At 65.4% G+C, this 23,373-nt stretch carries 27 protein-coding genes and 1 riboswitch; of the genes, 21 read left to right on the top strand and 6 right to left on the bottom strand.

Features of this window, described 5'->3' with window-relative positions:
• Window positions 1-40 precede the first annotated feature (40 nt).
• Window positions 41-754 (bottom strand): phosphonate metabolism transcriptional regulator PhnF, encoded by a 714-nt coding sequence (gene phnF, locus BWR18_RS00290; protein WP_076626125.1) that lies wholly within the window; start codon window positions 752-754, stop codon window positions 41-43.
• 116 nt (window positions 755-870) lie between these two features.
• On the opposite strand from phnF, the gene phnG reads away from it, so the two are divergent.
• The 3 genes from phnG to BWR18_RS00275 are packed head-to-tail and all read left to right on the top strand — an operon-like array spanning window position 871 to window position 2,977.
• Window positions 871-1,326 carry a phosphonate C-P lyase system protein PhnG gene (gene phnG, locus BWR18_RS00285; protein ID WP_076626124.1) on the top strand — a complete coding sequence of 152 codons (456 nt, stop codon included), beginning with the start codon at window positions 871-873 and terminating at the stop codon, window positions 1,324-1,326.
• On the top strand, window positions 1,326-1,886 hold the full coding sequence (phnH, locus tag BWR18_RS00280; RefSeq protein ID WP_076626123.1) for a phosphonate C-P lyase system protein PhnH: 561 nt from the start codon (window positions 1,326-1,328) through the stop codon (window positions 1,884-1,886). Before phnG ends, phnH begins: the two co-directional genes overlap by 1 nt.
• On the top strand, window positions 1,886-2,977 hold the full coding sequence (locus BWR18_RS00275) for a carbon-phosphorus lyase complex subunit PhnI (RefSeq protein WP_076630023.1): 1,092 nt from the start codon (window positions 1,886-1,888) through the stop codon (window positions 2,975-2,977). The genes phnH and BWR18_RS00275 overlap by 1 nt, the downstream gene beginning before the upstream one ends.
• 2 nt (window positions 2,978-2,979) lie before the next feature.
• On the opposite strand, the gene BWR18_RS00270 is transcribed toward BWR18_RS00275, so the two are convergent.
• Window positions 2,980-3,177: a hypothetical protein gene (locus BWR18_RS00270; RefSeq protein WP_076626122.1), complete on the bottom strand. Its 198-nt coding sequence runs from the start codon at window positions 3,175-3,177 to the stop codon at window positions 2,980-2,982.
• A 35-nt stretch (window positions 3,178-3,212) separates the two neighbouring features.
• Between BWR18_RS00270 and BWR18_RS00265 the strand changes: the two genes are divergently transcribed.
• The 5 genes from BWR18_RS00265 to phnN are packed head-to-tail and all read left to right on the top strand — an operon-like array spanning window position 3,213 to window position 6,463.
• The gene (locus BWR18_RS00265; RefSeq protein WP_076626121.1) at window positions 3,213-4,082 is read left to right on the top strand and encodes an alpha-D-ribose 1-methylphosphonate 5-phosphate C-P-lyase PhnJ; all 870 of its coding nucleotides are present in this window, start codon (window positions 3,213-3,215) and stop codon (window positions 4,080-4,082) included.
• Window positions 4,079-4,417, top strand: coding sequence for an NIPSNAP family protein (locus BWR18_RS00260; RefSeq protein WP_076626120.1), 339 nt, complete (start codon window positions 4,079-4,081; stop codon window positions 4,415-4,417). Before BWR18_RS00265 ends, BWR18_RS00260 begins: the two co-directional genes overlap by 4 nt.
• Window positions 4,414-5,184, top strand: coding sequence for a phosphonate C-P lyase system protein PhnK (phnK, locus tag BWR18_RS00255; RefSeq protein WP_076626119.1), 771 nt, complete (start codon window positions 4,414-4,416; stop codon window positions 5,182-5,184). The genes BWR18_RS00260 and phnK overlap by 4 nt, the downstream gene beginning before the upstream one ends.
• Window positions 5,185-5,240: 56 nt before the next feature.
• Window positions 5,241-5,924 carry a phosphonate C-P lyase system protein PhnL gene (phnL, locus tag BWR18_RS00250; protein WP_076626118.1) on the top strand — a complete coding sequence of 228 codons (684 nt, stop codon included), beginning with the start codon at window positions 5,241-5,243 and terminating at the stop codon, window positions 5,922-5,924.
• Window positions 5,921-6,463: a phosphonate metabolism protein/1,5-bisphosphokinase (PRPP-forming) PhnN gene (gene phnN, locus BWR18_RS00245; RefSeq protein WP_076626117.1), complete on the top strand. Its 543-nt coding sequence runs from the start codon at window positions 5,921-5,923 to the stop codon at window positions 6,461-6,463. The genes phnL and phnN overlap by 4 nt, the downstream gene beginning before the upstream one ends.
• On the opposite strand, the gene BWR18_RS00240 is transcribed toward phnN, so the two are convergent.
• Entirely contained in the window at window positions 6,445-7,125 is a 681-nt protein-coding gene (locus BWR18_RS00240) for a DUF1045 domain-containing protein (protein ID WP_254684906.1), read from the bottom strand. The two genes, phnN and BWR18_RS00240, sit on opposite strands and share 19 nt — an antisense overlap.
• A 34-nt stretch (window positions 7,126-7,159) precedes the next feature.
• Between BWR18_RS00240 and BWR18_RS00235 the strand changes: the two genes are divergently transcribed.
• Window positions 7,160-8,302, top strand: a complete 1,143-nt coding sequence (locus BWR18_RS00235) for an alpha-D-ribose 1-methylphosphonate 5-triphosphate diphosphatase (protein WP_076626115.1) — start codon at window positions 7,160-7,162, stop codon at window positions 8,300-8,302.
• A 66-nt stretch (window positions 8,303-8,368) separates the two neighbouring features.
• On the opposite strand, the gene BWR18_RS00230 is transcribed toward BWR18_RS00235, so the two are convergent.
• Together BWR18_RS00230 and BWR18_RS00225 are read right to left on the bottom strand one after the other, a co-directional pair.
• Window positions 8,369-10,354, bottom strand: coding sequence for a fasciclin domain-containing protein (locus BWR18_RS00230; RefSeq protein WP_076626114.1), 1,986 nt, complete (start codon window positions 10,352-10,354; stop codon window positions 8,369-8,371).
• Window positions 10,355-10,382: 28 nt separating this feature from the next.
• Window positions 10,383-10,871: a fasciclin domain-containing protein gene (locus tag BWR18_RS00225; RefSeq protein WP_076626113.1), complete on the bottom strand. Its 489-nt coding sequence runs from the start codon at window positions 10,869-10,871 to the stop codon at window positions 10,383-10,385.
• A gap of 134 nt (window positions 10,872-11,005) precedes the next feature.
• Here BWR18_RS00225 and BWR18_RS00220 point away from each other — a divergent pair, with 134 nt between their 5' ends.
• From BWR18_RS00220 to BWR18_RS00165, 12 genes are all read left to right on the top strand, one after another.
• Window positions 11,006-11,857, top strand: a complete 852-nt coding sequence (locus BWR18_RS00220; RefSeq protein ID WP_076626112.1) for a DUF6502 family protein — start codon at window positions 11,006-11,008, stop codon at window positions 11,855-11,857.
• The gene (locus BWR18_RS00215) at window positions 11,854-12,822 is read left to right on the top strand and encodes a DUF5666 domain-containing protein (RefSeq protein WP_157598607.1); all 969 of its coding nucleotides are present in this window, start codon (window positions 11,854-11,856) and stop codon (window positions 12,820-12,822) included. The genes BWR18_RS00220 and BWR18_RS00215 overlap by 4 nt, the downstream gene beginning before the upstream one ends.
• Before the next feature lie 232 nt (window positions 12,823-13,054).
• Window positions 13,055-14,317: an ergothioneine biosynthesis protein EgtB gene (gene egtB, locus BWR18_RS00210; RefSeq protein ID WP_076626110.1), complete on the top strand. Its 1,263-nt coding sequence runs from the start codon at window positions 13,055-13,057 to the stop codon at window positions 14,315-14,317.
• Window positions 14,314-15,267: an L-histidine N(alpha)-methyltransferase gene (gene egtD / locus BWR18_RS00205; protein WP_157598606.1), complete on the top strand. Its 954-nt coding sequence runs from the start codon at window positions 14,314-14,316 to the stop codon at window positions 15,265-15,267. Before egtB ends, egtD begins: the two co-directional genes overlap by 4 nt.
• 122 nt (window positions 15,268-15,389) lie before the next feature.
• Entirely contained in the window at window positions 15,390-16,013 is a 624-nt protein-coding gene (locus tag BWR18_RS00200) for a paraquat-inducible protein A (protein WP_076626108.1), read from the top strand.
• A complete protein-coding gene (locus tag BWR18_RS00195) occupies window positions 16,010-16,633 on the top strand; it encodes a paraquat-inducible protein A (protein WP_076626107.1) in 624 nt (207 codons plus the stop codon). The genes BWR18_RS00200 and BWR18_RS00195 overlap by 4 nt, the downstream gene beginning before the upstream one ends.
• Entirely contained in the window at window positions 16,630-19,017 is a 2,388-nt protein-coding gene (locus BWR18_RS00190; protein WP_172839335.1) for a PqiB family protein, read from the top strand. The genes BWR18_RS00195 and BWR18_RS00190 overlap by 4 nt, the downstream gene beginning before the upstream one ends.
• 3 nt (window positions 19,018-19,020) lie before the next feature.
• Entirely contained in the window at window positions 19,021-19,566 is a 546-nt protein-coding gene (locus BWR18_RS00185; protein WP_076626106.1) for a PqiC family protein, read from the top strand.
• 48 nt (window positions 19,567-19,614) lie between these two features.
• Window positions 19,615-19,703, top strand: a riboswitch (TPP riboswitch).
• A gap of 44 nt (window positions 19,704-19,747) precedes the next feature.
• Window positions 19,748-20,530 carry a hydroxyethylthiazole kinase gene (gene thiM, locus BWR18_RS00180; protein WP_076630021.1) on the top strand — a complete coding sequence of 261 codons (783 nt, stop codon included), beginning with the start codon at window positions 19,748-19,750 and terminating at the stop codon, window positions 20,528-20,530.
• A complete protein-coding gene (thiE, locus tag BWR18_RS00175; RefSeq protein WP_076626105.1) occupies window positions 20,521-21,159 on the top strand; it encodes a thiamine phosphate synthase in 639 nt (212 codons plus the stop codon). Before thiM ends, thiE begins: the two co-directional genes overlap by 10 nt.
• Window positions 21,156-21,965 (top strand): bifunctional hydroxymethylpyrimidine kinase/phosphomethylpyrimidine kinase, encoded by an 810-nt coding sequence (gene thiD / locus BWR18_RS00170; protein ID WP_076626104.1) that lies wholly within the window; start codon window positions 21,156-21,158, stop codon window positions 21,963-21,965. The genes thiE and thiD overlap by 4 nt, the downstream gene beginning before the upstream one ends.
• Window positions 21,962-22,726 carry a 3-oxoacyl-ACP reductase gene (locus tag BWR18_RS00165; protein ID WP_076626103.1) on the top strand — a complete coding sequence of 255 codons (765 nt, stop codon included), beginning with the start codon at window positions 21,962-21,964 and terminating at the stop codon, window positions 22,724-22,726. Before thiD ends, BWR18_RS00165 begins: the two co-directional genes overlap by 4 nt.
• Window positions 22,727-22,779: 53 nt before the next feature.
• Here the strand turns inward: BWR18_RS00165 and BWR18_RS00160 are convergent, their stop codons facing one another.
• Window positions 22,780-23,166: a nuclear transport factor 2 family protein gene (locus BWR18_RS00160; protein ID WP_076626102.1), complete on the bottom strand. Its 387-nt coding sequence runs from the start codon at window positions 23,164-23,166 to the stop codon at window positions 22,780-22,782.
• Window positions 23,167-23,373 lie beyond the last annotated feature (207 nt).

Below are 23,373 nucleotides of genomic sequence, written 5' to 3'. Positions count from 1 at the left end.
TAGCCTGTGGATATGTCAGCCAAGTGACATCTCGCGGTCTTTACCCGTCATCGGCCAATGTCAGCGTGACCCGGTCGCCCGCGAACCATGTGCGCCCCAGTTCGACGGGCCGCCCGCCCGTGTCGATATTCAGGCCCACGCTGCGCAGGATGGGCGCGCCTTCGGCGATGCGCAGATGCAGGGCCTGGGTGGCGGTCGCCGACTTGGCCGTCAGGCGCGTCCAGGCGCGGGTGTAGTCCGTGACGCCCGCGGCCCGCAAAGCCGCGGTGACGGATCCCGACGCCGCAAGCGCGTCGGGAAGCTGCGGGAAGGGTGCGGCGGGAAAGACGGATCGGAAAAGCGCGATGGGCTGTTCGTCGGCGAGGCTGAGGCCCTCGTAGGCGTGCACGTAATCCTGGTCGCCCAGCCCCAAGGCCTCGCGCTCGGTCGCGTTGGCAAGCCGGGTGGCAACCGACAGCACTTCCTTGGCTGGGGTCCGTCCGGCAGCGCGCAGGTTCTGGTGAAAACGCACCCGCTTGCCGATGGGATAGTCGGTGGGCGTCTGCGTCACGAAGGCGCCTGCCCCGCGCCGCGTGTGGATCGTGCCCGCCTCGACCAGCGCAGACAGCGCGTGCCGCACCGTGTGCCGGTTCACGCCAAAGCGCGCCGCCATCTCGGCCTCCGTCGGGAGCTTGTCGCCGGGGCGGTATTCACCGTCTGCAATCTCGGCCGACAGGGTGGCGGCGATGGACCGCCAGATCGGTGTGCGCGCCATCGGCGGACCCTTTCGTGTCACGAAACTTTCACAACAAGCGGATGGACCATACAGGCCGACTCGCCTATGATTTGTCTAGTTGTATAGTAGTCTCGACAACTTCGCAAGGTGTATAGATGGACGGATCAGGCGACCCGAATGCGGCCCGCAAGGCATGGCTGTCCGTGCTGGCCAAGGCGGACGCGGCCACTGTCGCAGCCCTGTGGGCGAAGGCCGGTTACGAGCCCGCCCATGAGGTGCTGCGCGCGCCCGAGATCGGCGCCGTGATGGTGCGTGGCCGCGCCGGGGCCGTGGGCGCACCCTTCAACCTTGGCGAAATGACCGTGACGCGCTGTTCGGTGCGGCTGGCCTCGGGCGAGGTGGGGCATGGGTACGTGCAGGGGCGCGCGAAGGATCATGCTGTGCAGGCGGCGCTGACGGATGCGCTGATGCAGACCGCCGAGGCCCCGTCTGTCGAGGCAGCGATTGTTGCGCCCTTGCGGGACGCCGCAGAGGCGCGGCGCGCAACCCGCGCGGCCAAGGCGGCGGCGACCAAGGTCGATTTCTTTACCATGGTACGGGGGGAGGATTGATGGATCACGCGAGCCTGTCCGGTGGATTTACGGACCCGCCCCAGCAAAGCGCCGTCGCCTTTCGCGGCATCATGCAGGCCATGGCGCGGCCCGGCATGATCTGCGACGTGGCGGGGGCGGTGCCGCCCGCGCCGCTGTCCATCGCTGCGGGCACCGCCCTGCTGACCCTGTGCGACCCGGACACGGGCGTGCATCTGGCGGGACACTGCGACGCGCAGGCGGTGCGGGACTGGATCACCTTTCAGACAGGCGCACCGCTGGTTGCGGCAGAAGAGGCGCAGTTTGTGGTGGGCGCGTGGAGCGACATCGACCTGTCGTGCTTGCAGATCGGCACGCCCGAGTACCCCGACCGTTCTGCCACGGTGATCGTCGCGATGACCGAGTTGCGCGCGGAAGGGGCGACGCTGACCGGGCCGGGCATCAAGGACCGTGCGGCCCTCAACCTGCCGGATGTCGTCGCATTCCAACGCAATGCGGCGCTGTTCCCGCTGGGGCTGGATTTCATGTTCACATGCGGGGCGCAGATGGCCGCCCTGCCCCGCAGCACAAAGGTGATCTGATGTATGTCGCGGTCAAAGGTGGCGAAAAGGCGATTGATGCGGCCCATGCCTGGCTGGCCGAGGAACGGCGCGGCCCGGCGGATGTGGCCGAACTGTCCGTGGACCAGATCAAGGGGCAGCTGAAGCTGGCCGTGAACCGGGTAATGGCCGAAGGGTCGCTTTACGATCCCGACCTGGCCGCGCTTGCCATCAAGCAGGCGCGCGGTGATCTGATCGAGGCGATTTTCCTGATCCGTGCCTATCGCACGACGCTGCCCCGGTTTGGCGGCTCTGCGCCGGTGGACACCGGTGCCATGGACTGTGACCGGCGCGTATCGGCGACGTTCAAGGATGCGCCGGGCGGTCAGGTGCTGGGGCCGACCTTTGACTACACGCACCGCCTGCTGGATTTCAAACTGGCTGCTGACGGAGGCGCGCCGGAGGCCCCGGAACGGACAGACGCCCCTGCACCGAAGCCGCATATCATGTCCTTTCTCGATCGCGAGGATCTGATCCAACCCGAACCCGAGGGCGCGGAGACCCCGCCGGACCTGACCCGCGAACCGCTGGAATTGCCTGCCGAACGCCCCTTGCGCCTGCAATCGCTGACGCGCGGGGATGAGGGGTTTGTCCTTGGGATGGCCTATTCCACCCAGCGCGGTTACGCCCGCAACCACGCCTTTGTGGCCGAGTTGCGCATCGGCACATGCGCGGTCGAGATGGACATTCCCGAGTTGGGCTTTGCCATCGAGCTGGGCGAGGTCGAGTTGACCGAATGCGAGACCGTGAACCAGTTTCAGGGGTCCAAGACCGAGCCGCCGCAGTTTACCCGCGGCTATGGCCTCGTGTTCGGCATGTGCGAGCGTAAGGCGATTTCCATGGCGCTGGTCGATCGGGCATTGCGGTGGAAAGAGCTGGGTGAGGACAATGTCGGCGCGCCGGCGCAGGACGAGGAATTCGTGCTGTATCACGCCGACAACATTCAGGCGACCGGCTTTCTGGAGCATATCAAGCTGCCGCACTACGTCGACTTCCAGGCCGAATTGGAACTGATCCGCAAACTGCGGCGCGAGGCGATGGGTGCGGATGTGCATCAGGAGGCGGCGGAATGACCCTAGTCGCCACCATCCCCGCCGTCGCAGTCCCAGAAGCCCCCGTCGCCACCGCCACCGGAGCTGCCGTTGTCGCGGTGCAGGATCTGGTTGAGCCAGTGCGATGCAGGCAGGCACGAGGCCGCCACTTCGCGCAACACAACCAAGACGATGATCATGCCAATCATGCAATAGGCAAAGAGTTGGTTCGGTTCGCTCATGGGCGGCAGCCGTATACGAATAATGAGGCAAGACCATGACCGACTACAACTTTGCCTATCTCGACGAACAGACCAAACGGATGATCCGGCGCGCGATCCTCAAGGGGCTGGCCATTCCGGGCTACCAGGTGCCCTTTGCCAGCCGCGAGATGCCGATGCCCTATGGCTGGGGCACGGGCGGGGTGCAGGTGTCGGCGGCAGTGATGACCGCCGATGACGTGTTCAAGGTGATTGATCAGGGCGCGGATGATACGACCAACGCCGTGTCCATCCGCCGCTTTTTCGAACGCACGGCGGGGGTCGAGACGACCGAGGCGACGCGCGCGGCATCAGTCATCCAGACCCGCCACCGCATTCCCGAAGAGCCGCTGACCGAGGACCAGATCCTTGTCTACCAGGTGCCGATCCCGGAGCCTTTGCGCTTTCTCGAACCGTCAGAGGTGGAGACCCGCAAGATGCACGCGCTGGAGGACTACGGCCTGATGCATGTGAAGCTGTACGAAGACATCAGCGCGCATGGGGCCATCGCCACCTCCTATGCCTATCCGGTGGAGGTCGAGGGGCGCTATGTCATGGACCCGTCGCCCATTCCGAAATTCGACAATACAAAGCTGACCATGTCCGCGATCCAGCTGTTCGGGGCGGGGCGTGAGCAGCGAATCTATGCCCTGCCGCCCTACACGCGGGTCGTCAGCCTGGATTTCGAGGACTATCCGTTCGAGGCGACCAAGGCCGACCACGCCTGCGGGCTGTGCGGGGCGACGGACAGCTATCTGGACGAGTTGATCGTCGATGACGCGGGCGGGCGCATGTTCATGTGTTCCGACACCGATTACTGCCAGTCCCGCCGCGCGGCAGGTCATGTGGGCGCGCAAGGAACCCCGCTCGAGGAGGACGCGGCATGATCAACCAATTGCGCATTTACGAGGTGCCGCCCGGCAATCGCGGGCCGTTTCTGGACCGTTTTCGCGATCATGCGGCGCGGTTGATGGGCGCGCATGGCTTTCGCATTCAGGCGATGTGGACCGACGAGCGTGAGGGGCGGGTGCGCTTTGTCTACCTATTGGCGTGGGCTGATGAAGCTGAAATGGGAGACAAGTGGGCCGCGTTCATGGCCGACGACGAATGGACGCGGATCAAGGCCGAAACCTCTGCCCAGCATGGTGAGTTCGTGTTGGGGATCGAGGACATGGTTTTGATCCCGACCGATTTCAGTGCCGCCATCGGAGACGCGACATGAGCCCGCTGTTGAAGGTCGAGGGTCTGTCGAAGTTCTACGGGCAGCGCATCGGCTGCGCCGATGTCTCTTTTGATCTGTATCCCGGCGAAGTCATGGGCATCGTCGGCGAAAGCGGGTCGGGCAAGTCCACGCTGCTGAACTGCATGGCCGGGCACCTGCCCCCCGACGCGGGCCGCGTGCTGTTCGACACGCGCGCGGACGGCATGCGCGACACCGTCACCATGAGCGAGCCGGAGCGGCGGATGCTGGGGCGGACCGACTGGGCCTTTGTCCACCAGCACGCGCGCGACGGGCTGCGCATGAACGTGAGCGCAGGCGGCAATGTGGGCGAGCGGTTGATGGCCGTGGGGGCGCGGCATTACGGCGACATTCGGGACCAGGCCATTGACTGGCTGGGCCGGGTCGAGATTGCCGAAGATCGTATCGACGACCGCCCGCGCCAGTTTTCGGGTGGGATGCAGCAGCGGTTGCAGATCGCGCGCAACCTGGTCACCGGGCCGCGGCTGGTGTTCATGGATGAACCCACGGGTGGTTTGGACGTGTCGGTGCAGGCCCGCCTTCTGGATCTGTTGCGCGGGCTGGTCCGCGAGATGGGGCTGAGCGCCATCATCGTGACCCACGATCTCGCCGTTGTCCGCCTGCTTGCGGATCGGTTGATGGTGATGAAGGACGGGCATGTGGTTGAGACGGGGCTGACCGATCAGGTGCTCGATGATCCGCAGCACGCTTATTCCCAATTGCTGGTGTCGAGTGTGTTGCAGGTGTGACGACCGGGGCTCTGCCCCGGACCCCGTGGTATTTTTAGTCAGAAGAAGATCTGATCATGATTGAAGTCAGTGGTGTTGCGAAATCCTTTGTTCTGCACAATCAGGGCAGTGCGGTGATCCCTGTGATGCAGGGGGCCGATCTGGCCGTGGCACCGGGCGAGTGTGTGGCGCTTGTGGGCGCGTCCGGCGCGGGCAAGTCGACGCTGATGCGGATGATTTACGGCAACTACACTGCGCAGGCCGGTCGGATCATGGTCGGGGATGTCGATGTGGCATCGGCCCCGCCGCGCGATGTGCTGGCGTTGCGCCGCGAGACGCTGGGCTATGTCAGCCAGTTCCTGCGCGTGGTGCCGCGTGTGCCGACGATTGAGGTCGTGGCGGAACCGCTGCGCGCTGTCGGCGTCGATGCAAAGCAGGCAGAGGCGCGGGCCAAGGAGTTGCTCGCGATGCTCAATATCCCCGAACGGCTGTGGTCGCTGAGCCCCACCACGTTTTCGGGCGGTGAGCAGCAGCGCGTGAATATCGCGCGCGGGTTTGCCCATGACTATCCCGCGCTTTTGCTGGACGAGCCAACGGCGAGCCTGGATGCCAAGAACCGCTCTGTCGTGCTTGAACTGATCGACCGCGCGAAGGCGCGCGGCGCGGCCATCGTCGGCATTTTCCATGACGAGGCCGCGCGCGCGCAGGTCTGTGACCGCGAGGTGGATGTCAGCGCGTTTACGCCGGAGCGTGCCGCGTGACCGGTCGGTTGATCGCAGTTGTCGGCCCGTCGGGCGTCGGCAAGGACACGGTGATGGAGGCGATGGCGCAGGCCGAGCCGCGCGTTGGGCTTGTCCGCCGAGTGATCACCCGCCCAACAACCGCGGGTGGAGAGGTGTTTGACGGGGTTACCGTTCCTGTCTTCCAGGGAATGGAGCGTCAGGGCGCATTCGCCCTGTCCTGGGCCGCGCACGGTCTGCACTACGGCATTCCGGAGGACGTGGATGTGGCCCTTGGCGCCGGGCGAGATATGCTGGCCAACCTGTCGCGGGGCGTGCTGATCAAGGCCCGCGCCCGCTTTCCCGGCTTGCGCGTCATTGCGCTGACTGCTGATCCTGAGACGCTGGCGCATCGTCTTGGCGCCCGGGGGCGCGAGACGGACGCAGATATTGCAAAACGCCTGTCGCGCGCGGGCACTGGCCTGCCTGCGGGGATCGAGGCGACGGTCATCGACAATTCAGGCGCCTTGGAGGCCACCGTGCGCGCGGCGCTTGCAGCGCTCTATCCGGTGAGGGCGTAGCGTTGGATTTGGTGGAACATGCCCGCATCGTCCTCGCCCAGCAGGGTCAGGCCGGTGATGTGGTAGGGCGACAGATCGAGCGGCGCCAGCAGGGGGATCAGCGCGGCCTCGGTCCGGTCCATGGTGTCCTCGTCCAGCCTGCCGCTGAGCGTGAGGTGGAACCGGAATTCATCCATCACGTAAGGGTAGCCCCACCGCACCAGATGCGCGTCCTGTGCGGGCGTCAGCCGTGCGGCGCGGCGCTTGGCCAGTTCTGCGTCGGTGGGCGGCGCGCGAAAGCGGTCGAGCTCTTGCACCGCCCGCGCTGCGAGCGTGGCGAGGGGTGTGGCATCGCCCTGCGGCACGAGGGCCAGAAAGCGGCCCAGTCGCGCCAGGTCCAGCCCCTGAAGGGTCACGGGCGCGGCACTGGCGCAGAGCGCTGCAAGGGCCGCCTGCAAACCGTCCGCGGTCTGTCCTTCGGCCAACCGGAAGGGCGGTTTGATCGTGCCGTGGAAGCCGTATTTGCGGGGCGTCCCGGTCACCGCAGCGACATCAATCGCTGCGACCGGCGGATGCGTCTCGGCGCGGCCTGCGACGCTGTCCCAACCCAGCCATGCGGCGCCGAATGCGGCAAGCGGCGTGTCCACCTCGGGCGTGTAATAGACAGCGTATCGCGTGAACATGACCAACCCCATTCCAGTTCGAGATGACAGGCACATGACACAAGACACGATCCTCGCCAACGCCCGGCTTGTTCTGCCGGATGAGGTGATCACCGGCCATGTCGTGCTGCGCGACGGGCTGATTGCCGAGATCGGCACGGGGGCGGCCGTGCCTGCCGATGCGCTGGACTGCGAGGGCGATTTCATCGCCCCGGGCCTGATCGAGTTGCACACCGATAACCTGGAACGCCATATGTCGCCCCGGCCCAAGGTGTCATGGCCGCACGCCCCGGCGATCCTGGCCCATGACCGCGAATTGGCAGGCACCGGGATCACCACAGTATTTGACGCCATGCGGGTTGGGTCGATCCCAACGGGCAAAGGGCGGTATCTGAAATATGCGCGCGAGCTATCATCCGAGATGCTGGCCTTGCGCGCGCAAGGGGTGCTGAAGATCAGCCATTTCCTGCACCTGAGGGCCGAGATCTGTTCCGAGACGCTGACCGAAGAGCTTGCCGAGTTCACGGCAGACGACCGCGTCGGCATCGTGAGCCTGATGGACCACACGCCCGGCCAGCGGCAGTTCCGCGATATCGACAAGATGAAGGCCTATGTCATGGGCAAGAACAACCTGACCGAAAACGAGTTCGCGCAGCATGTGGCCAAGCTGCAGGGGCTGCAGAATCGGCTGGGCGCGCAGCATGAGGCGGCGGCGGTGGCAGAGGCCGGGCGGCTGGGCGCCGTGCTTGCCAGCCACGACGACACGACATCCGACCAGGTGGGCGTGTCGGCCGCTCACGGGGTCGTGGTGGCGGAGTTCCCCACCACGGTCGAGGCCGCAGAGGCGTGCCGCGACAAGGGCATCGCCATCATCATGGGCGCGCCCAACCTCGTGCGGGGCGGGTCGCATTCCGGCAACGTCGCGGCCAGCGACCTGGCCGAGCGTGACTTGCTGGACATCCTGTCGTCAGACTACGTGCCTGCCGCGCTTTTGTTGTCCGCCGTGCAGTTGGGCGAGATGTGGGGCGACATGGCGCGCGGGATCGCCACGGTCACCCGAACGCCCGCGCGGTCTGTCGGATTGAAGGACCGCGGGGATATTGCCGTGGGTCAACGCGCGGACCTTGTGCGTTTTGCGCGGATTGATGGGATGGCCGCGGCGCGCGAGGTGTTCAGCCAGGGCCGTCAGGTGGCGTGATACGCCAACAAGGAAAGCGGCCGCGCGCGTGGCACGGCCGCTCATTCTGTTTTGTGACGCTCTGGTTCAGAACAGGAAGTCGTCGGCGCTCAGCGCGTGAGCGGCAACACCTGCGAGCGTGACGGTTGCGTGGCCGAAGGTGATGACGGCCCCGTCTTTGCCCGACGATACCAGGTCCATCACATCGCGGCTGCCAAAGAAGCCCCGCAATTGAATGGCATCCTCGCCCGCAGTGAAGTCGGTGATGAGGTCGTCACCGTCGCGCCGGCCAAAGACGAAAACGTCTTCGCCCTCTCCGCCGGTCAGCACGTCGTTGGCGCGCCCACCGAACAGCCTGTCATCTCCATCGCCGCCATCCAGCGTATCATGGTTGCGCCCACCGAGAAGGACATCGTCGCCGTCACCGCCATTCAACGTGTCACGGCCCCGGCCTCCGAGAATGATGTCGTCGCCGTCGCCGCCGAGGCCCACGTCGTGGCCCGCGCCCAGCCCGATCAGATCATCGCCACCTTTGCCGAAGACAAAATCGTCATTCCTGCCGGTGAAGATTATGGACCCGCCGTCATCGTCAATGATGAAATCGACGCGCCCCGGTCCGTTGTCGGGCAGCACATCAATCGGCAGCAACACACCGTCGATCACGTGCGCGATCCCGTTCGTCGCGTCCAGATTGGTCTGGATGATGTTCGGATCTGGCACGTCGGGGTCATTGTCGACAAGGCTGGTGCCATCCACGCCGATGGTCGCGCCCAGAAGGGTGTCCAACGTGGTGGATCCCAGCACGGCATCGGCATCCTGTGCGCCCGGCGACACGTGATACAGAAGGATGTCGGTGAGCAGCGCGATGGGGTCACCGCCCGCGCTCAGCAGTGTCAGTGCGTCGACGATATAGGCAAATGCCTCGCCCTCGTCCGACCCGCCAAAGCCCAGGGTCTGCGCGAGACCGACAAATGCCGCGTCATTCGGCGCAAAAACGGTCAGGTCCGCCTCGGGATCGTCCAGCGCCCCTGCCAGCCCGGCCGCCTGCACCGCATTGAGCAGGATGTCGAAATCCGTGCCGTCCGCATCAAAGACACCGCCGCTCGCCGCGACAAGGCCCGTGAGCGTGAGCTCCGGTCCCGGCTCGGGCGTGTTGCCGGGGATATCCAGCGGCAACAGAACCCGGTCGATGGCCTGGATGGTGCCATTGGTCGCCTCGATATCGGGAATGACGATATTCGGATTGTCGATGTCCGGCTCTGCGTCGATGAGTTCGGTCCCGTCCGTCCCGAAGGACGCGCCAGACAGAAGCGTATCGACGCTGCCCGCCGCTGCAATTTCATCGGCGGTCAGCGCACTGGAGGACACGTGATACAAGAGAATGTCCGTGAGCAGTGGGATTGGATCACCATCCGGTGCCAGTGCGGTAAGGGCATCTGCGATTGCGCCAAAGACGGCGTTTTCGTCAGACGTATCGCCTTCAAAGCCCAGATCGACGGCCAGTTGGGTAAAGGCCGCGTCTGTTGGGGCAAAAACGGTGATGTCGTCGAGGTTCTGGACCGTTTCGACGAGGCCCGCAGCCGTCAGCGCCTGCACCAGAATGTTGAAGTCATCCGACCCCGCGGCGATTGCAACGATGTTTTGCGTTGTCGCCCCTGCCCCAAGATCGGCGTAGGGAACGTGAAGAACATTCTGCACGCCTGTCACGGTCAACTGGGTGCCCGCGGGTGGCACCGCGCCGCGGTAGGTGAAGAAGTCGGTGTGGTTGTGTTCCTGTTCAAGCTCGACAAGCACGTATTCGTTGCCGTCAGAGCCTGTGACGTGAAACACACGCTCGGCATAGAGCCGTGCGCCCGTTCCCACATCCTCTCCACCCGAGAGGATGGAGGCGTGTTGGCCGCTTCGATCGAGCGAAAGATCATGAAAATCGCCGCTCAGGTTGGTGTCGTTGTCGATCACTTCGAATTCAAGTGTCGCGACATCAGGCTGGGTGAAAGTGGACCCGTGACCCAGGTTGCCCTGGGTCAGGTCGCTTTCAGCAAAACCGGTGAAGTTAAATGTCGTGGCTGGCACGGTTCAGTCTCCTTCCGGGTTGGAGTGTTCAGGGGATAAGGACCTTGTCGATCACGTGGATCACGCCGTTCGAGGCCAGGATGTCGGCCTGGATCACGTTGGATTGTTCGACTTTGACGCCGTTGCGCCCGTCGATATGGACGTTGGCGCCGTTCACAGTCGCCACGCTCAGACGCTGACCGGCCAGATCAGAGGACAGCGTTTGGCCCGGCAGCACGTGATAGGTCAGGATGCTGACCAGCTGGTCCTTGTTTTCCGGCTTGAGCAGGTTTTCAACCGTGCCTGCGGGCAGCGCGGCAAAGGCGTCGTCCGTGGGGGCAAAGACGGTGAAGGGGCCGGGGCTTTTCAGCGTGTCGACCAGATCGGCGGCCTGCACGGCAGCCACCAGTGTGGTAAAGGACCCGGCGGCAATCGCGGTGTCGACGATGTCGGGCTGCGTGTTCATCTCGGCGCAGGCGCCAAGGGTGGCAAGGGCAGCGCCGATGGCGGTCATTTTCATAAAGGAACGGCGTTTCATGTGTGTTCTCCTCGTGGTGGCGCGGGGCCTGTCGTTTCTGTGGGAATATTTCCCACGGACGACGAAGTGACGCAGCCCCCGCAGATTTCAAGGATTTGCGTGGAAAATTTTTCCACGCACGATATTCTCGGGTAATGGCAAGACGCGAGCAAACCAGCGCATCAGACGCATTCATGCGTGTTCTCAGGGGGTTACTTCGCCCACTGGTGCGGACGATGATTGCGCGCGGCCTGACGGCTCCCGTGGTCTACGGCCTGCTTAAACGGGTCTATGTCGAAGTGGCGGAGGAATCCTTTCGCCTGGATGACAAGCCATTGACCGACAGCCGCATCGCGCTGCTCACCGGAGTACACCGCAAGGACATCCGCACGATCAAGGCCGAAGGACCGGATGAGACGGGCCAGAGCCGCCGTAAAAGCGCGCTGCTGGCCACCGTCATCGGCCAATGGATGTCGGCCCCGGAGTTCATCACCGATGGCACCCCGCGCCTGCTCCCCCGGCAGGCCGATGACGCCGCCGATTTCGAAACGCTTGTCCGGTCGGTCAATCGCGATGTCCGGCCCCGCACTGTCCTCGATGAGTTGATGAATGCCGGTCTGGTCAGCGAAACCGCCGACGGCCTGCTTGAATTGCAGACAGAGGCGGTGGTCGGCACCGGCTCGGCGCGGGACAAGGAGGCGTTCTTTGCCGCCAATGTGGGCGATCATCTGGCCGCCGCGACCGAGAACCTGCTGGCCGACACGCCGCCGTTTTTCGAACGCGCGGTGTTCTACAACCAGTTGCCGCCCGACGCCATTGATGAAGTGGAGGCTGCCGCACGGGCCAAGGCGCAGGAGCTGCTGGAGGATCTCAACCGTCAGTCCAGCGCCCTGCACCGCGCGGCGCAAGACGCAGAGGGCCCTCGACAACGCTACCGGCTGGGCATTTACTTGTACCGCGAAGACGCCGCAGCTGCGGACACAGACGAAAAGGCCCCGGATCCGTGACACAGCTGACCAGACGGCACATGCTTGGGCTTATGGGGGGCACAGCATTCAGCGCCTGTTCGCCTGCCATTCCAGTGGCCCAACTCGGTGATGACCCGTTCGAGGGCGGCATTGGCGGCACCGGGATCGTGGGCCTGATGACCGGCACCGGCAGCGTGTTGGTCAATGGTCTGCGGGTCGAGGTGACCCCGAACACGCGCATCTTTGCGGCCAACAGGCGCGCCAGCGACAGCCTGCTGGTGCCGGGGCGCACGCTGACCCTGCTCGCCCGTGCCCGCTTGGGCCGGTTCGAGGCGCAGCGGATCGACATCGACGACCCGCTGACGGGGATCCTGCTGCGTCAGGGAGAGGGCTTTGCCGTCAACAGCACGCCGGTGCGCGGCATTGCAGGGCTGGCCGCCCGGATGGGCGAACGCGTCACCGTCGGGGGCATCTGGCAACAGGACGGCGCCGTTCAGGCGAGCCTGCTGCAGGCGGCACCTCAAGGCGATGACATCGTCTCCGGCGTGCTCGAAGGGTCCGCCGGAGGCGGGTGGCGCATCGGCCAGACGCCGCTGGCCCCGCCGCGCGGCCAAAGCCTGATCGCCGGGCAGTTCGTCGTGGCCAGGGGCCAATTCACCCACGGCCGCCTTGACGCCTCATCGTTGCGCTTTGGCCGCTTCCGCGAACGGGGCGACACGCTTCGGCAATTGTCGGTCGAGGGGTATCTGGAACAGGTCGCCACGGCCCCCGGTTTCCGCCTGGCCGGACTGGGGCACAGCTTTGACCAGCGCCTGCAACTGGGTGGGTTCGCCAACAGCCGCGCGGTCTATTTCGGCCCCTATACGGGCCGTTTCGTCGCCCGCCGCGCCGTTCTGCTGCCCGAGGCGGCGGGACAGCGCGCATCGCTTCTGCGCCCCGCCGACGGCACAACACGCGCCGATGCTCTGTCTGGCGACCGCGCGCGCACGGTGCCGACGCGTTAGCGCACAACCCGCAGCATCCTGCCGACGCGCCCCTTCACTCCGGGCAAGACCCTGCACACCCGCACCACCCCCCTTGCCGCAATGTGCGATGCGCTGCCGGGCACATGGCGCGATGTCGCCCAAATCATTAACGAATTACACTTTACCGTGTGGCGCGATGGCCCTGTCGCCAATTCCTGTCATGTGTAGGTGTCATCGTCGCCGCACATCCCGATCACAGGACACGCTCTGCATGACCGCTCTTACCGCTCCGCTCGCACCACCGCAGGCCATCGACCTCTTTGAACGCACACGCGCCCGCACCGATGCCCTCGCCGCACCACTCAGCCCCGAAGACACGATGCTGCAAAGCATGGAAGACGCCTCGCCCGTCAAATGGCACCTCGCCCACACCACCTGGTTTTTCGAAGAGTTCATCCTGAAACCGCGCCTGCCGGGATACACGTCACCCGACGACCGTTTCGCGTTCCTGTTCAACTCCTACTACACACAGGCCGGGCCGCGCCACGCGCGCGACAAGCGCGGGTTGGTCTCGCGCCCCGGCGGCGATGCGGTGCGGTCCTACCGCGCCCATGTCGAGGACAGCCTGGCCACCTTGCTGAACGCGGGCCGCGACGATGGCGACGACATTGCGGCACTGGTCGAACTGGGCTGCCATCACGAGATGCAGCACCAGGAATTGCTGGTCACCGACCTGCTGCACGGGCTCAGCTTCAATCCGCTGCTTCCAACCTACAAGGACCCCGCACCGCTGCCCGTCACCACCGAGGTCTCCCAGACCTTCACCCGTCACGCAGGCGGGCTGGTCGAGATCGGGCATGACGGGCCCGGTTTCGCCTATGATTGCGAGGGACCGCGGCACAAGACCTACCTCGCCCCGTTCGAGATCGCGGACCGGACCGTCACCAACCGTGACTGGATCGCGTTCATGCAGGACGGCGGCTATGACGACGCCCGCCACTGGCTGATGGAAGGGCACGCTTTTGCCCAGCGCGAGGGGTGGGAACATCCGCTCTACTGGTGGCAGCAGGACGGCGTGTGGTGGACCTTTACCCTGCGCGGCCCCCAACCCGTCGCACGCGACGCACCGGTCGTTCACGTCAGTTACTACGAGGCGGACGCCTTTGCCCGCTGGGCAGGCGCACGTCTGCCAACCGAGGCAGAGCACGAGACCGCATTTCGGGACACACCAATCGCGGGCAACCTCATGGGGGATGCGGGCGCCATCGGCGCGCTGCGCCCCCTGCCCGGCGCGGGCGTCTGGGGCGATGTCTGGGAATGGACGGCGTCGGACTTTGCGCCCTACCCCGGTTTCCGCGCGCCCGAAGGTGCGCTGGGGGAATACAACGGCAAGTTCATGGTCAACCAGCGCGTCCTGCGCGGCGGGTCCTGCGCGACCCCGCGCAAACAGATGCGCGCGACCTACCGCACATTCTTTTACCCACACCAACGCTGGCAGATGATGGGCCTGCGGCTTGCGCGGGATGCGGCATGATGGACGGCTCAACCCAGCTTGAAGCGCGCGACGACGCGTTGATCGCCGACGCTCTGACCGGGCTGAGGGCGGACGCCAAGACGCTCAGCCCCAAATGGCTCTACGATCACCGCGGCAGCGCCCTGTTCGAAGAGATCACGCGCCTGCCCGAATACTACCCCACCCGGACCGAGGCGGGCATCCTGCGCGACAACGCAACCGCGCTGGCAAGGCTGGTGCCCCCCGGTGGCGCCCTGATTGAACTGGGCTCCGGTGCGTCGATCAAGACGCGGACCCTCCTGGATGCGGGCAATCATATCGGCGCATATGGTCCCATCGACATCTCGCGCGATTTCCTTTTCGAAACCGCAGATGGGTTGAGAAATGCCTATCCCGCAATTGACATTGTGCCGGTTGTCGCGGACTTCACCGCGCCTGTCACCCTGCCCGATAGGCTCGCTGCTCTGCCGAAGGTGGCGTTCTTTCCCGGCTCAACCATCGGCAACCTGACCCCTGCCCGGGCGCACGCGCTTTTGTCCGGTATCCGCGCGTGGCCGGGGATCAAGGCCTTCATCCTCGGCGCGGACATGGTGAAGGACACGCGCACACTGGTGGCGGCCTATGACGATGCGCAGGGCGTGACCGCGAAATTCATTGGCAACATCCTGATCCGGTTGAACCGCGAAGCGGATGCTGATTTTGACCCGGCAGGCTTCGACCACAAAGCGACCTGGAACGCAGCCCGCGCCCGGATCGACATGCACCTGCTGTCCAACCGTGATCAGCACGTCACGCTGGACGGCCACGTCATTGAGTTCGCCAAAGGCGAGCCGATCCATGTCAGCGCTGCACGCAAATTCACGGTCGACAGCTTGGTCGCTCTTGCGGCGGACGCGGGTTGGGACGTGCGGCAACGCCATGTGGATGACGGGGCGCGCTTCTCTGTCGCGGTGCTGACGCCTGTGCGGTAGCGGATCACCGCCCGAACAGAACGCGGTCGCGATACCCGTATCTGACACGGCTCCGGCGCATGGCGCGCGGGCCGTGGTCCGATTCATGTTGCTGCCAAGCACACCTCCCCTATTTTGAGGTCATGAAAGACGCCGCGCCCCCCGAGCTAGACACGCTGATCGCGTGCCCCAAATGCGACGCGCTCTATCGCGTCGGCGTGGTGAACAAGGGCGACCGGGCCCGGTGCGAGCGGTGCCACACCCGTCTGTTCACCCGCAGGCGGGACGCCGGGCTGGTGATCATCACGACCGCCTTTGCCTCGGCCGTTCTGGTCATCGCCGCCCTGTTCCTGCCCTTTATCGAGATCAGGCGTCTGGGCTTCAGCAACGCCGCCACCATCGTCGATGCGGCGCTGGCCTTTTACGGCGGCCCGCTCTTTGGCCTGTCCCTTGCCGTTATCGCGCTGATCATCGCGCTGCCCCTGACGCGGTTGGTGCTGACCATCTACACCCTGACGCCGCTGGTACTGGACCGCAAACCGTGGCCCGGCGCCAAACGCGCCTTTCGCTTCAGCGAGGCGATGCGCCCCTGGTCGATGGCAGAAATCTTCGTCGTGGGCTGCGCCGTGTCGCTGATCAAACTGACGGACCTTGCACGGGTCGAGATCGGCCCGGCCTTTTGGATGTTTGTCGCCGTCGTGGTGCTGATGGCGGTCCAGAACATGGTGATGTGCCGCTGGTCGGTCTGGAAGGCGCTGGACCGATGACAGTGACGGCACGCGACAAGGGGCTGGTGGCCTGCCGTGAATGCGCGCGGGTCTGGCCCGTGGGTCACGCCCAATGCGGCGTCTGCGGCAACGCCCTTCGGTCGCGGGACACGCAAAGCCTGCAAAAGGTATGGGCCTGGTGGATTGCGGGCATCATCGCCTACATCCCCGCCAACCTCTACCCGATGCTCACGACGCGCACGCTGTTCCACACGTCAGAGGACACGATCATCGCAGGCGCGCTCGATCTTGCGGCCCACGGGTCCTTCGGCATCGCAGCGATCATCCTGATCGCGTCCGTGGTGATCCCCTTGGGCAAGTTCTTTGCCATCGCCTATCTCGCGCTGGCCGTCCGGCAGGGCGCCAGATGGCCACCGGGGAGGCAGTACGTCCTCTACGAAGTGGTCGAATATATCGGGCGCTGGTCCATGATCGACGTCTTTGTCGTGGCTATCCTCTGCTCTTTGGTGCAATTGAACGTAGCAGCCTCGATCACACCCGGGATTGCCGCGCTGACATTTGCACTTTCGGTGATTTTCACCATGCTGTCGGCACAAAGCCTGGACCCAAGGCTGATCTGGGACCGGATCGAGACCCAAGACACGAAAGACCCCGCGTGACCTCAGATATCCCCGACATCCCCCAGAGCGGGCGCGACCGGCGCGGTCTTTTCGCCGGGGCGCACTGGGTCTGGCTGGTGCCCATCGCGGCGGTCCTGACCGCGGTTTGGGTCGCCTTGCAGACCTATAACGACCAGGGGCCGCTGGTGCAGATTGTCTTTGACGACGCCGCGGGCATCCTCCCGAACGAGACGGAATTGCGCTTTCGCAACGTGCCCGTCGGCATCGTCGAGGACGTGCAGTTCAACGACGACCTGTCGCGCGTGCTGGTGGACGTGCGGCTGGACAAGACCGTGGCCCCATTCGTGGACGCAGAGGCGGTGTTCTGGATCGTCCGCCCCCAAGTCACGACCAGCGGTGTCACCGGGCTCGAGACGGTGTTGTCCGGCGTCTATATCGAAGGAACATGGGACAGCGTCCCGGGCGGGCTGGCCAGCGTCCACGAAGCCAATGAACGCGCGCCCCTGATCACCACCTTCCAGCAAGGCACGGTGATCGAGCTGCGGTCGACCCGCGCGGCGGGCCTGTCCGAAAACACCCCGATCCTGTTCAAGGGGATCGAAGTGGGCCGGTTGGGCAAGCCCGCAATTTCCGTCAACGGGCAATGGGTCTCGGCGCCCGCCATCATCTACGACCCCCACGACCAGTTGGTCACCACAGCCACACGGTTCTGGGACACGTCAGGCTTCAGCCTGTCCGTGGGTCCCTCCGGCGCATCGCTCGACTTTTCATCGGTCGCCTCGCTGATCTCGGGCGGCATCACCTTCGGCACTTTGGTGTCGGGGGGTGAGCCGCTGCGCGCGGGGCTCGTCTACGAGGTGCACCCGAACGAGGCTGCCGCCCGCAATTCGGTGTTCGAAGGCAGCAGCGGCGCCGTGGTGCGCCTCACCCTCATCTTTGACGACAATGTCAGCGGCCTCACTGCGGACGCGGCGGTCGAGTGGCGGGGCCTGCGCATCGGGCGGGTGGCCAACGTGTCGGGCATCGTGGACCCGGACCGCTTTGGCGACTCGCGCGTGCGCCTCCTCTCCACGGTCGAAATCAACACCTCCCGCTTTGGCATCGACGCCGACCTCAGCCGCACCGAAGCCATCGAATTTCTCGAAGAGCGCGTAGCCGAAGGTCTGCGGGCCCGGCTGGTGAATGCGTCCCTTCTGGCCGGTGGCCTCAAGGTCGAACTGATCACCGAACCCGACGCTCCGCCCGCCACCATAGATCAGGATGGTGACCCCTTCCCCGTCTTCCCGGTGACCGAAAGCGAAGTGTCCGACATGGCCCTGTCAGCCGAAGGCGTGCTGGAGCGTGTGAACGCCCTGCCCGTCGAGGAATTGCTCGACAGCGCGATCCGCTTTCTGGACAATGCCGCGGCCCTTGTCGCCAGCGACGAAATCCGCGAAACCCCCGGCGAAATCCTCGGGCTCTTGTCGGATGCCCGCGGCGTGATCGGCTCGGACGAGGTGCAGGCACTGCCCGAAGACCTGCGGGTGCTGATGAGCGACCTGCAGGCGGCCAGTGCCGATGTGCGCGGCCTGCTTGCGGATGTGCGCGACGCGCAGGCGGTGGACCGTCTGCTGGCCGCCGTCGATCAGGTGGGCCTTGCCGCCGCCAGCGCCGAAACGGCCCTGGACGAGGTGCCGGAACTGACGGACCGGATCGCGACCTTCATCGACGGTGCGAACGCCTTGCCGCTCGATGATCTGGTCACGCAAGCCACGGACTTCGCCCGCGAGGCGCAAACCCTGCTCAGTTCCGACGACATACGCGCCGCACCGGGCGCGGTCGTCCAGGCCTTTGACGAGCTTTCGGTCGTTCTGAACGACATCACCGAGGCCGACACCGCCGACCAACTCAGCGCCGCGCTCACCGACGCCAGCGACGCCGCCACCGCCGTCGAAGAGGCGGTCGCGGGCCTGCCGTCCGTGGTCGAGAGGTTGGACCGCATCGCCGCAGGCGCAGAAGAGGTCGAGCTGGACACGCTGGCGACCGAGCTTGAAGCCGTGCTGGCCACCGCAAGCCGCCTTTTCGGCGATGCCAGCGACGCGGATCTGCCCGATGCGCTCGCCGGGGCGCTGGCGGAGGCCGAGGCCGCACTGGCCGAATTACGCGCAGGCGGGCTGATCGACAGCGCCAACGCCACCATGACGTCGGCCCGCGAGGCCGCCGCCGCCATCGAAACGGCCGCCGACGAACTGCCCGCCCTTGCCAATCGCCTGAACAGCACGTTGGCGCAGGCACAAGGCACCCTGCGCGGCTACGAGAAAGGCTCCGCCTTCTCGCGCGAAACGCTGCGCGCGCTGAACGAGATCGAACGGGCCGCCAAGGCGCTGACCGATCTGGCGCGCACCATTGAACGCAATCCCAACTCCCTGATCCTCGGACGGTAACTCATGCGAAATGTCATCGGCTTTATTGCCCTTTCCCTTGCCGTCGCCTGCGGCAGCCCGGATCAGTTCGTGGCCTCGCCCAAGCTGGTCGCCCAAGAGCGTATCGCCTCGCGCTTTGCCAGCATCGAAGTCGCTGATATCTCGCTGCCCGCCTACGCCGCGCGGGACGAGATCACGGCGAACGACGGTGATCTCCTGGTCCTGTCCGACACGCTTTGGGCGGATGAACCGACGCGCGCCATGACCCTTGCCCTGACCCGGCACCTGGCCGAGATCACGGGGCGGCGCGTGGCGTCCGAACCCTGGCCCTTTGACGGCTTCGCGTCCGGTCGGGTCGAGGTGCGGGTGGAAGACCTGAGTGTCGTGGCCGACCGGCTGCGCATCTCCGGGCAATACTACGTGGTCGATCTTGATGGGCGGGGCCGCGACCATGCCCATCTCTTCGAGCTGTCGACCCCGGTCGCAGACGGCGCACCGGCCTCGGTCGCGCAGGCCCGCGCGCAGCTGCTGGTCGATCTTGCCACACGGATCGCCAGGGACGGTCTCTGACGGCCCGCATTTTTCACTTGGACAACACGGGCATCCTCCCTATCTCCAACTCATAGCCAGGGGCGCCGCAAGGCTGAGACGTACCCTTCGAACCTGAACCAGATAATGCTGGCGGAGGGAGGTTGAACCGGTGCCCAGCGCCCCGGTGCGTCCTGTCCGCCAAGTGAAGTGGACCGACGCGATGACACCAAACGCCGCCCTTGACGCCCTGCGCACGCAGGCCCCCCTCGTGCACTGCATGACCAACTACGTGGCCATGAACATCGCCGCCAATGTAATGCTGGCGGCGGGCGCCTCACCCGCGATGATCCATGCGGAAGAAGAGGTCGCGGATTTCACGCCCATCTGCGGCGCTCTGACCATCAACATCGGTACGCTTTCTCCCCCGTGGCTCACGGCCATGCTCAAGGCCGCGGGTTCGGCAAACACCGCGTCTGTGCCCTGGGTTCTGGACCCGGTCGCACATTTTGCGACGCCCTATCGCGGCGACGCAGCCCGCCAGTTGCTGGGGTTCAAGCCCACGATCCTGCGCGGCAACGCCTCTGAAATCATGGCCCTGTCCGGCGCGGGCGGCGCGGGGAAAGGGGCCGACAGCGGGGATGAGGTCGCAGCCGCCAAGGACAGCGCAATCACGCTTGCCACCACGCACGGATGCGTCGTTGCTATCACCGGGCCGGTGGACTTCGTCACGGACGGCACCCGGCAGGCTGAGATCACAGGCGGCGATGCCATGATGCCAAAGATCACCGCCCTGGGCTGCGCCCTGACCGCGCTCACCGGGGCCTACGCCGCCGTAACACCCCCGCTTGAGGCGACCGTGGCGGCCCTGACCCATTTCGCAGAAGCCGGGGAACAGGCGGGCAAGGTTGCGTCCGGCCCCGGCAGCTTCTCCCTCCACTTCCTCGATCACCTGCACTTGATCCAACCCGGTGATCTGGATGAAGGGCGTGTGACATGGTCCTAGATCCCAAATCACTCTCACTCTACCTCGTCACTGACCGCGCGCTCTGCGCCCACCACGGCCTGATCGAAACAGTGACCGCAGCCGTCCGCGGCGGTGTCAGCTTCGTCCAATTGCGCGACAAAACGGCCACCACCGCAGACCGCACCGCCCTCGCCCGAGCGCTGAAACACGCGCTCAGGGACACGCCCGTGCCGCTGGTCATCAATGACGACCTCGATGCGGCCATCGCTGCAGACGTGGACGGCGTGCATATCGGCCAAGGCGACGTCTCACCCACCGACGCCCGTGCCCGGCTCGGACCGGACAAGCTGGTGGGGCTGTCCTGCGATACCGCCAACCACGTCCGGGCCGCCGACCCGGCGCTGGTGGACTACCTCGGCCTCGGCACCGTGTTCCCGACAGACACGAAAACAGACCACAAACCCGCCATCGGCTTCGACGGGCTGGCAACACTAACCGCCCTGTCGCCCTGCCCCACGGTCGCCATCGGTGGCCTGAAACGGGGGCACGCCGCCAATGTCCTGACCGCGGGTTGCAACGGCATCGCGGTGGTCTCCGCCATCTGCGGTCAACCAGATCCCGAAGCTGCCGCACGCACCCTGCGCACCGAACTGGAGGCACACACATGATCCCGAACGTCCTGTCCATCGCAGGCTCCGACCCCTCGGGCGGTGCCGGTATCCAAGCCGACCTCAAGGCGTTCGCCGCCAATGGCGCCTACGGCATGGCCGCGCTCACAGCCCTTACAGCGCAAAACACCCAAGGGGTCAGCGGCGTCGAAACCGTTCCCCCAACCTTCGTCGCGGCGCAGATCAAGGCCGTCTTCGACGATATCCGCGTCGACGCCATAAAGATCGGCATGATCGCCAGTGCCCAGATTGCCAGCGCCGTCGCCGACGCGCTTGCAGCACATCCAGAGGTGCCCGTCGTGCTGGACCCGGTGATGATCGCCAAGGGCGGCGCCCCGCTCCTGCACCCTGACGCCATGGACACCCTGCGCGACAGGCTCGTGCCCCGCGCCACGCTCATCACGCCGAACCTGCCCGAAGCGGCCCACTTGCTGGACCAACCCATCGCCACCAACCGCGACGAAATGGCCGCACAAGCCCAGGCGCTGACAGCGCTCGGGCCCAAGGCCGCGCTGGTCAAGGGCGGGCACTTGGAGAGCCCGGACAGCCCGGACGTGCTGTGTGCAGACGGCAACCTGCACTGGTTCGACGGCCCCCGCACGCCGGGCAAGAACACGCACGGCACCGGCTGCACACTGTCATCAGCGCTCGCCGCTCAGATCGGACACGGTACCCCGCTGCCGCAGGCGGTCGCGGCTGCCAAAACCTACGTCGCAGGCGCCATCGCCGCGGCGGACGCCCTGTCCGTGGGCCACGGGCACGGCCCCGTCCACCACTTTCACACCCTCTGGAAAGACCGCGCATGACCCTCCCCCTCGACCAGCAAACCGTCCTTGTCACCGGCGCAGGCCGCGGCCTCGGTGCGGCCATCGCCACCGCCTTCGCGCGCGAAGGGGCGCAGGTCATCCTCAACTACCGCAACAGCCGGACACAGGCCAAAACGCTCGCATCCAAGCTTGGCCCACGCGCGCAGGCGATCCAGGCAGACATCACGGACGCCGATCAGATCCGCACCATGATCGACACCGCCAAAGACACCTTCGGTCCGATCACAACGGTCGTGCACAACGCGCTCGCCGACTACAGCTTCAATGGCGACGCCCGCGACACGCTCTACACGCTTTCACCCAAGGCGCTTCTGGCACAGCACGACACCGCAGTGATCGGCGCGCTGAACGTGATCCAGGCTGCGGCACCGGCCATGGAGCAGGCCGGTTTCGGCCGGATCATCACCATCGGCACCAACTTGGTGCAAAACCCGGTGGTGCCCTACCATGACTACACCTCGGCCAAGGCAGCGCTTCTGGCGCTGACCCGCACCGCCGCGGCTGAACTGGGGCCAAAAGGCATCACGGTCAACATGGTCTCGGGCGGCCTGCTGCGCACGACGGACGCCAGTGCCGCAACGCCGGACGCCGTGTTCGACCTGATCGCAGGCAGCACACCGCTCCGGTCCGTGACCACCCCGGACGAGGCCGCAGATGCGGTCCTGTTTTTCGCCAGCCCGTGGGCGCGCGCCGTGACGGGGCAAAACCTGATCGTCGACGGCGGACTTGTCTTTGGTTGAATTGGTCTGGCCTTTGCCTGTCCAACCCGGTCACCAAATGACGGCACGCTGCCTTAGAACGGCGGGGCGTCCACAATCTGGCGCCACGGCGCGCGCCAGCCCGGCGCCGGGTAAGGATCCGGCCAATACTCCTTTTGGCGCAGGATCAGGCCGTCTTTAACGGTGTGAAACGTGACGGCGCGCGCTTCAACCGTGCCGTCCGTCACCTCGACATCCGACACAACAGCGTCGCCGTCAGCCACGATCGACCGCACCGCAAAGACCCACGTTCCTTCCGTCGGGTATGCGTCGTTCAACGCGGCAAACGCGGTACGGCCGCGCAAATATTCGCGGGTCTGGGGCATGTAATATTCAAACTCGGGGTGCAGCCACGTGCTTGCATGTGTGAAATCATTTGACGCCATCGCGTCCCAAAACCCGGCAATCAACCGCTTTGACATGGCCCACTCCACGATATGCAAACTGACATGGTCACCTGGCTGACACGCGGGGCGACCCATATCCCCAGCAAGAAAACGCAGAAGCGTGCGCAGATGAAGGATACCCCTCTGACAAGCAAATGAGTAGGACTCTGAAAGTACGCCACTTTTTCCACCACTCCAAGACGGCGGAAAACATGAAGCATGCGCAGCCAACCAGAAGCATGC

It is taken from the genome of Tateyamaria omphalii, assembly GCF_001969365.1.
Taxonomy (GTDB): domain Bacteria; phylum Pseudomonadota; class Alphaproteobacteria; order Rhodobacterales; family Rhodobacteraceae; genus Tateyamaria; species Tateyamaria omphalii_A.
This window is presented reverse-complemented; position numbering and strand designations above follow the sequence as displayed.

Coding starts and splice junctions, on each gene's coding strand:
- BWR18_RS00165 (WP_076626103.1), top strand. CDS start 21,962: ATGACCCTCCCCCTCGACCAGCAAACCGTCCTTGTCACCGGCGCAGGC.
- phnH (WP_076626123.1), top strand. CDS start 1,326: ATGGATCACGCGAGCCTGTCCGGTGGATTTACGGACCCGCCCCAGCAA.
- BWR18_RS00195 (WP_076626107.1), top strand. CDS start 16,010: ATGACAGTGACGGCACGCGACAAGGGGCTGGTGGCCTGCCGTGAATGC.
- BWR18_RS00275 (WP_076630023.1), top strand. CDS start 1,886: ATGTATGTCGCGGTCAAAGGTGGCGAAAAGGCGATTGATGCGGCCCAT.
- BWR18_RS00260 (WP_076626120.1), top strand. CDS start 4,079: ATGATCAACCAATTGCGCATTTACGAGGTGCCGCCCGGCAATCGCGGG.
- phnL (WP_076626118.1), top strand. CDS start 5,241: ATGATTGAAGTCAGTGGTGTTGCGAAATCCTTTGTTCTGCACAATCAG.
- BWR18_RS00235 (WP_076626115.1), top strand. CDS start 7,160: ATGACACAAGACACGATCCTCGCCAACGCCCGGCTTGTTCTGCCGGAT.
- BWR18_RS00225 (WP_076626113.1), bottom strand. CDS start 10,871: ATGAAACGCCGTTCCTTTATGAAAATGACCGCCATCGGCGCTGCCCTT.
- egtD (WP_157598606.1), top strand. CDS start 14,314: ATGATGGACGGCTCAACCCAGCTTGAAGCGCGCGACGACGCGTTGATC.
- BWR18_RS00270 (WP_076626122.1), bottom strand. CDS start 3,177: ATGAGCGAACCGAACCAACTCTTTGCCTATTGCATGATTGGCATGATC.
- thiD (WP_076626104.1), top strand. CDS start 21,156: ATGATCCCGAACGTCCTGTCCATCGCAGGCTCCGACCCCTCGGGCGGT.
- thiE (WP_076626105.1), top strand. CDS start 20,521: ATGGTCCTAGATCCCAAATCACTCTCACTCTACCTCGTCACTGACCGC.
- phnK (WP_076626119.1), top strand. CDS start 4,414: ATGAGCCCGCTGTTGAAGGTCGAGGGTCTGTCGAAGTTCTACGGGCAG.
- phnF (WP_076626125.1), bottom strand. CDS start 754: ATGGCGCGCACACCGATCTGGCGGTCCATCGCCGCCACCCTGTCGGCC.
- BWR18_RS00185 (WP_076626106.1), top strand. CDS start 19,021: ATGCGAAATGTCATCGGCTTTATTGCCCTTTCCCTTGCCGTCGCCTGC.
- BWR18_RS00265 (WP_076626121.1), top strand. CDS start 3,213: ATGACCGACTACAACTTTGCCTATCTCGACGAACAGACCAAACGGATG.
- egtB (WP_076626110.1), top strand. CDS start 13,055: ATGACCGCTCTTACCGCTCCGCTCGCACCACCGCAGGCCATCGACCTC.
- thiM (WP_076630021.1), top strand. CDS start 19,748: ATGACACCAAACGCCGCCCTTGACGCCCTGCGCACGCAGGCCCCCCTC.
- BWR18_RS00220 (WP_076626112.1), top strand. CDS start 11,006: ATGGCAAGACGCGAGCAAACCAGCGCATCAGACGCATTCATGCGTGTT.
- BWR18_RS00240 (WP_254684906.1), bottom strand. CDS start 7,125: ATGTTCACGCGATACGCTGTCTATTACACGCCCGAGGTGGACACGCCG.
- BWR18_RS00160 (WP_076626102.1), bottom strand. CDS start 23,166: ATGTCAAAGCGGTTGATTGCCGGGTTTTGGGACGCGATGGCGTCAAAT.
- phnG (WP_076626124.1), top strand. CDS start 871: ATGGACGGATCAGGCGACCCGAATGCGGCCCGCAAGGCATGGCTGTCC.
- BWR18_RS00200 (WP_076626108.1), top strand. CDS start 15,390: ATGAAAGACGCCGCGCCCCCCGAGCTAGACACGCTGATCGCGTGCCCC.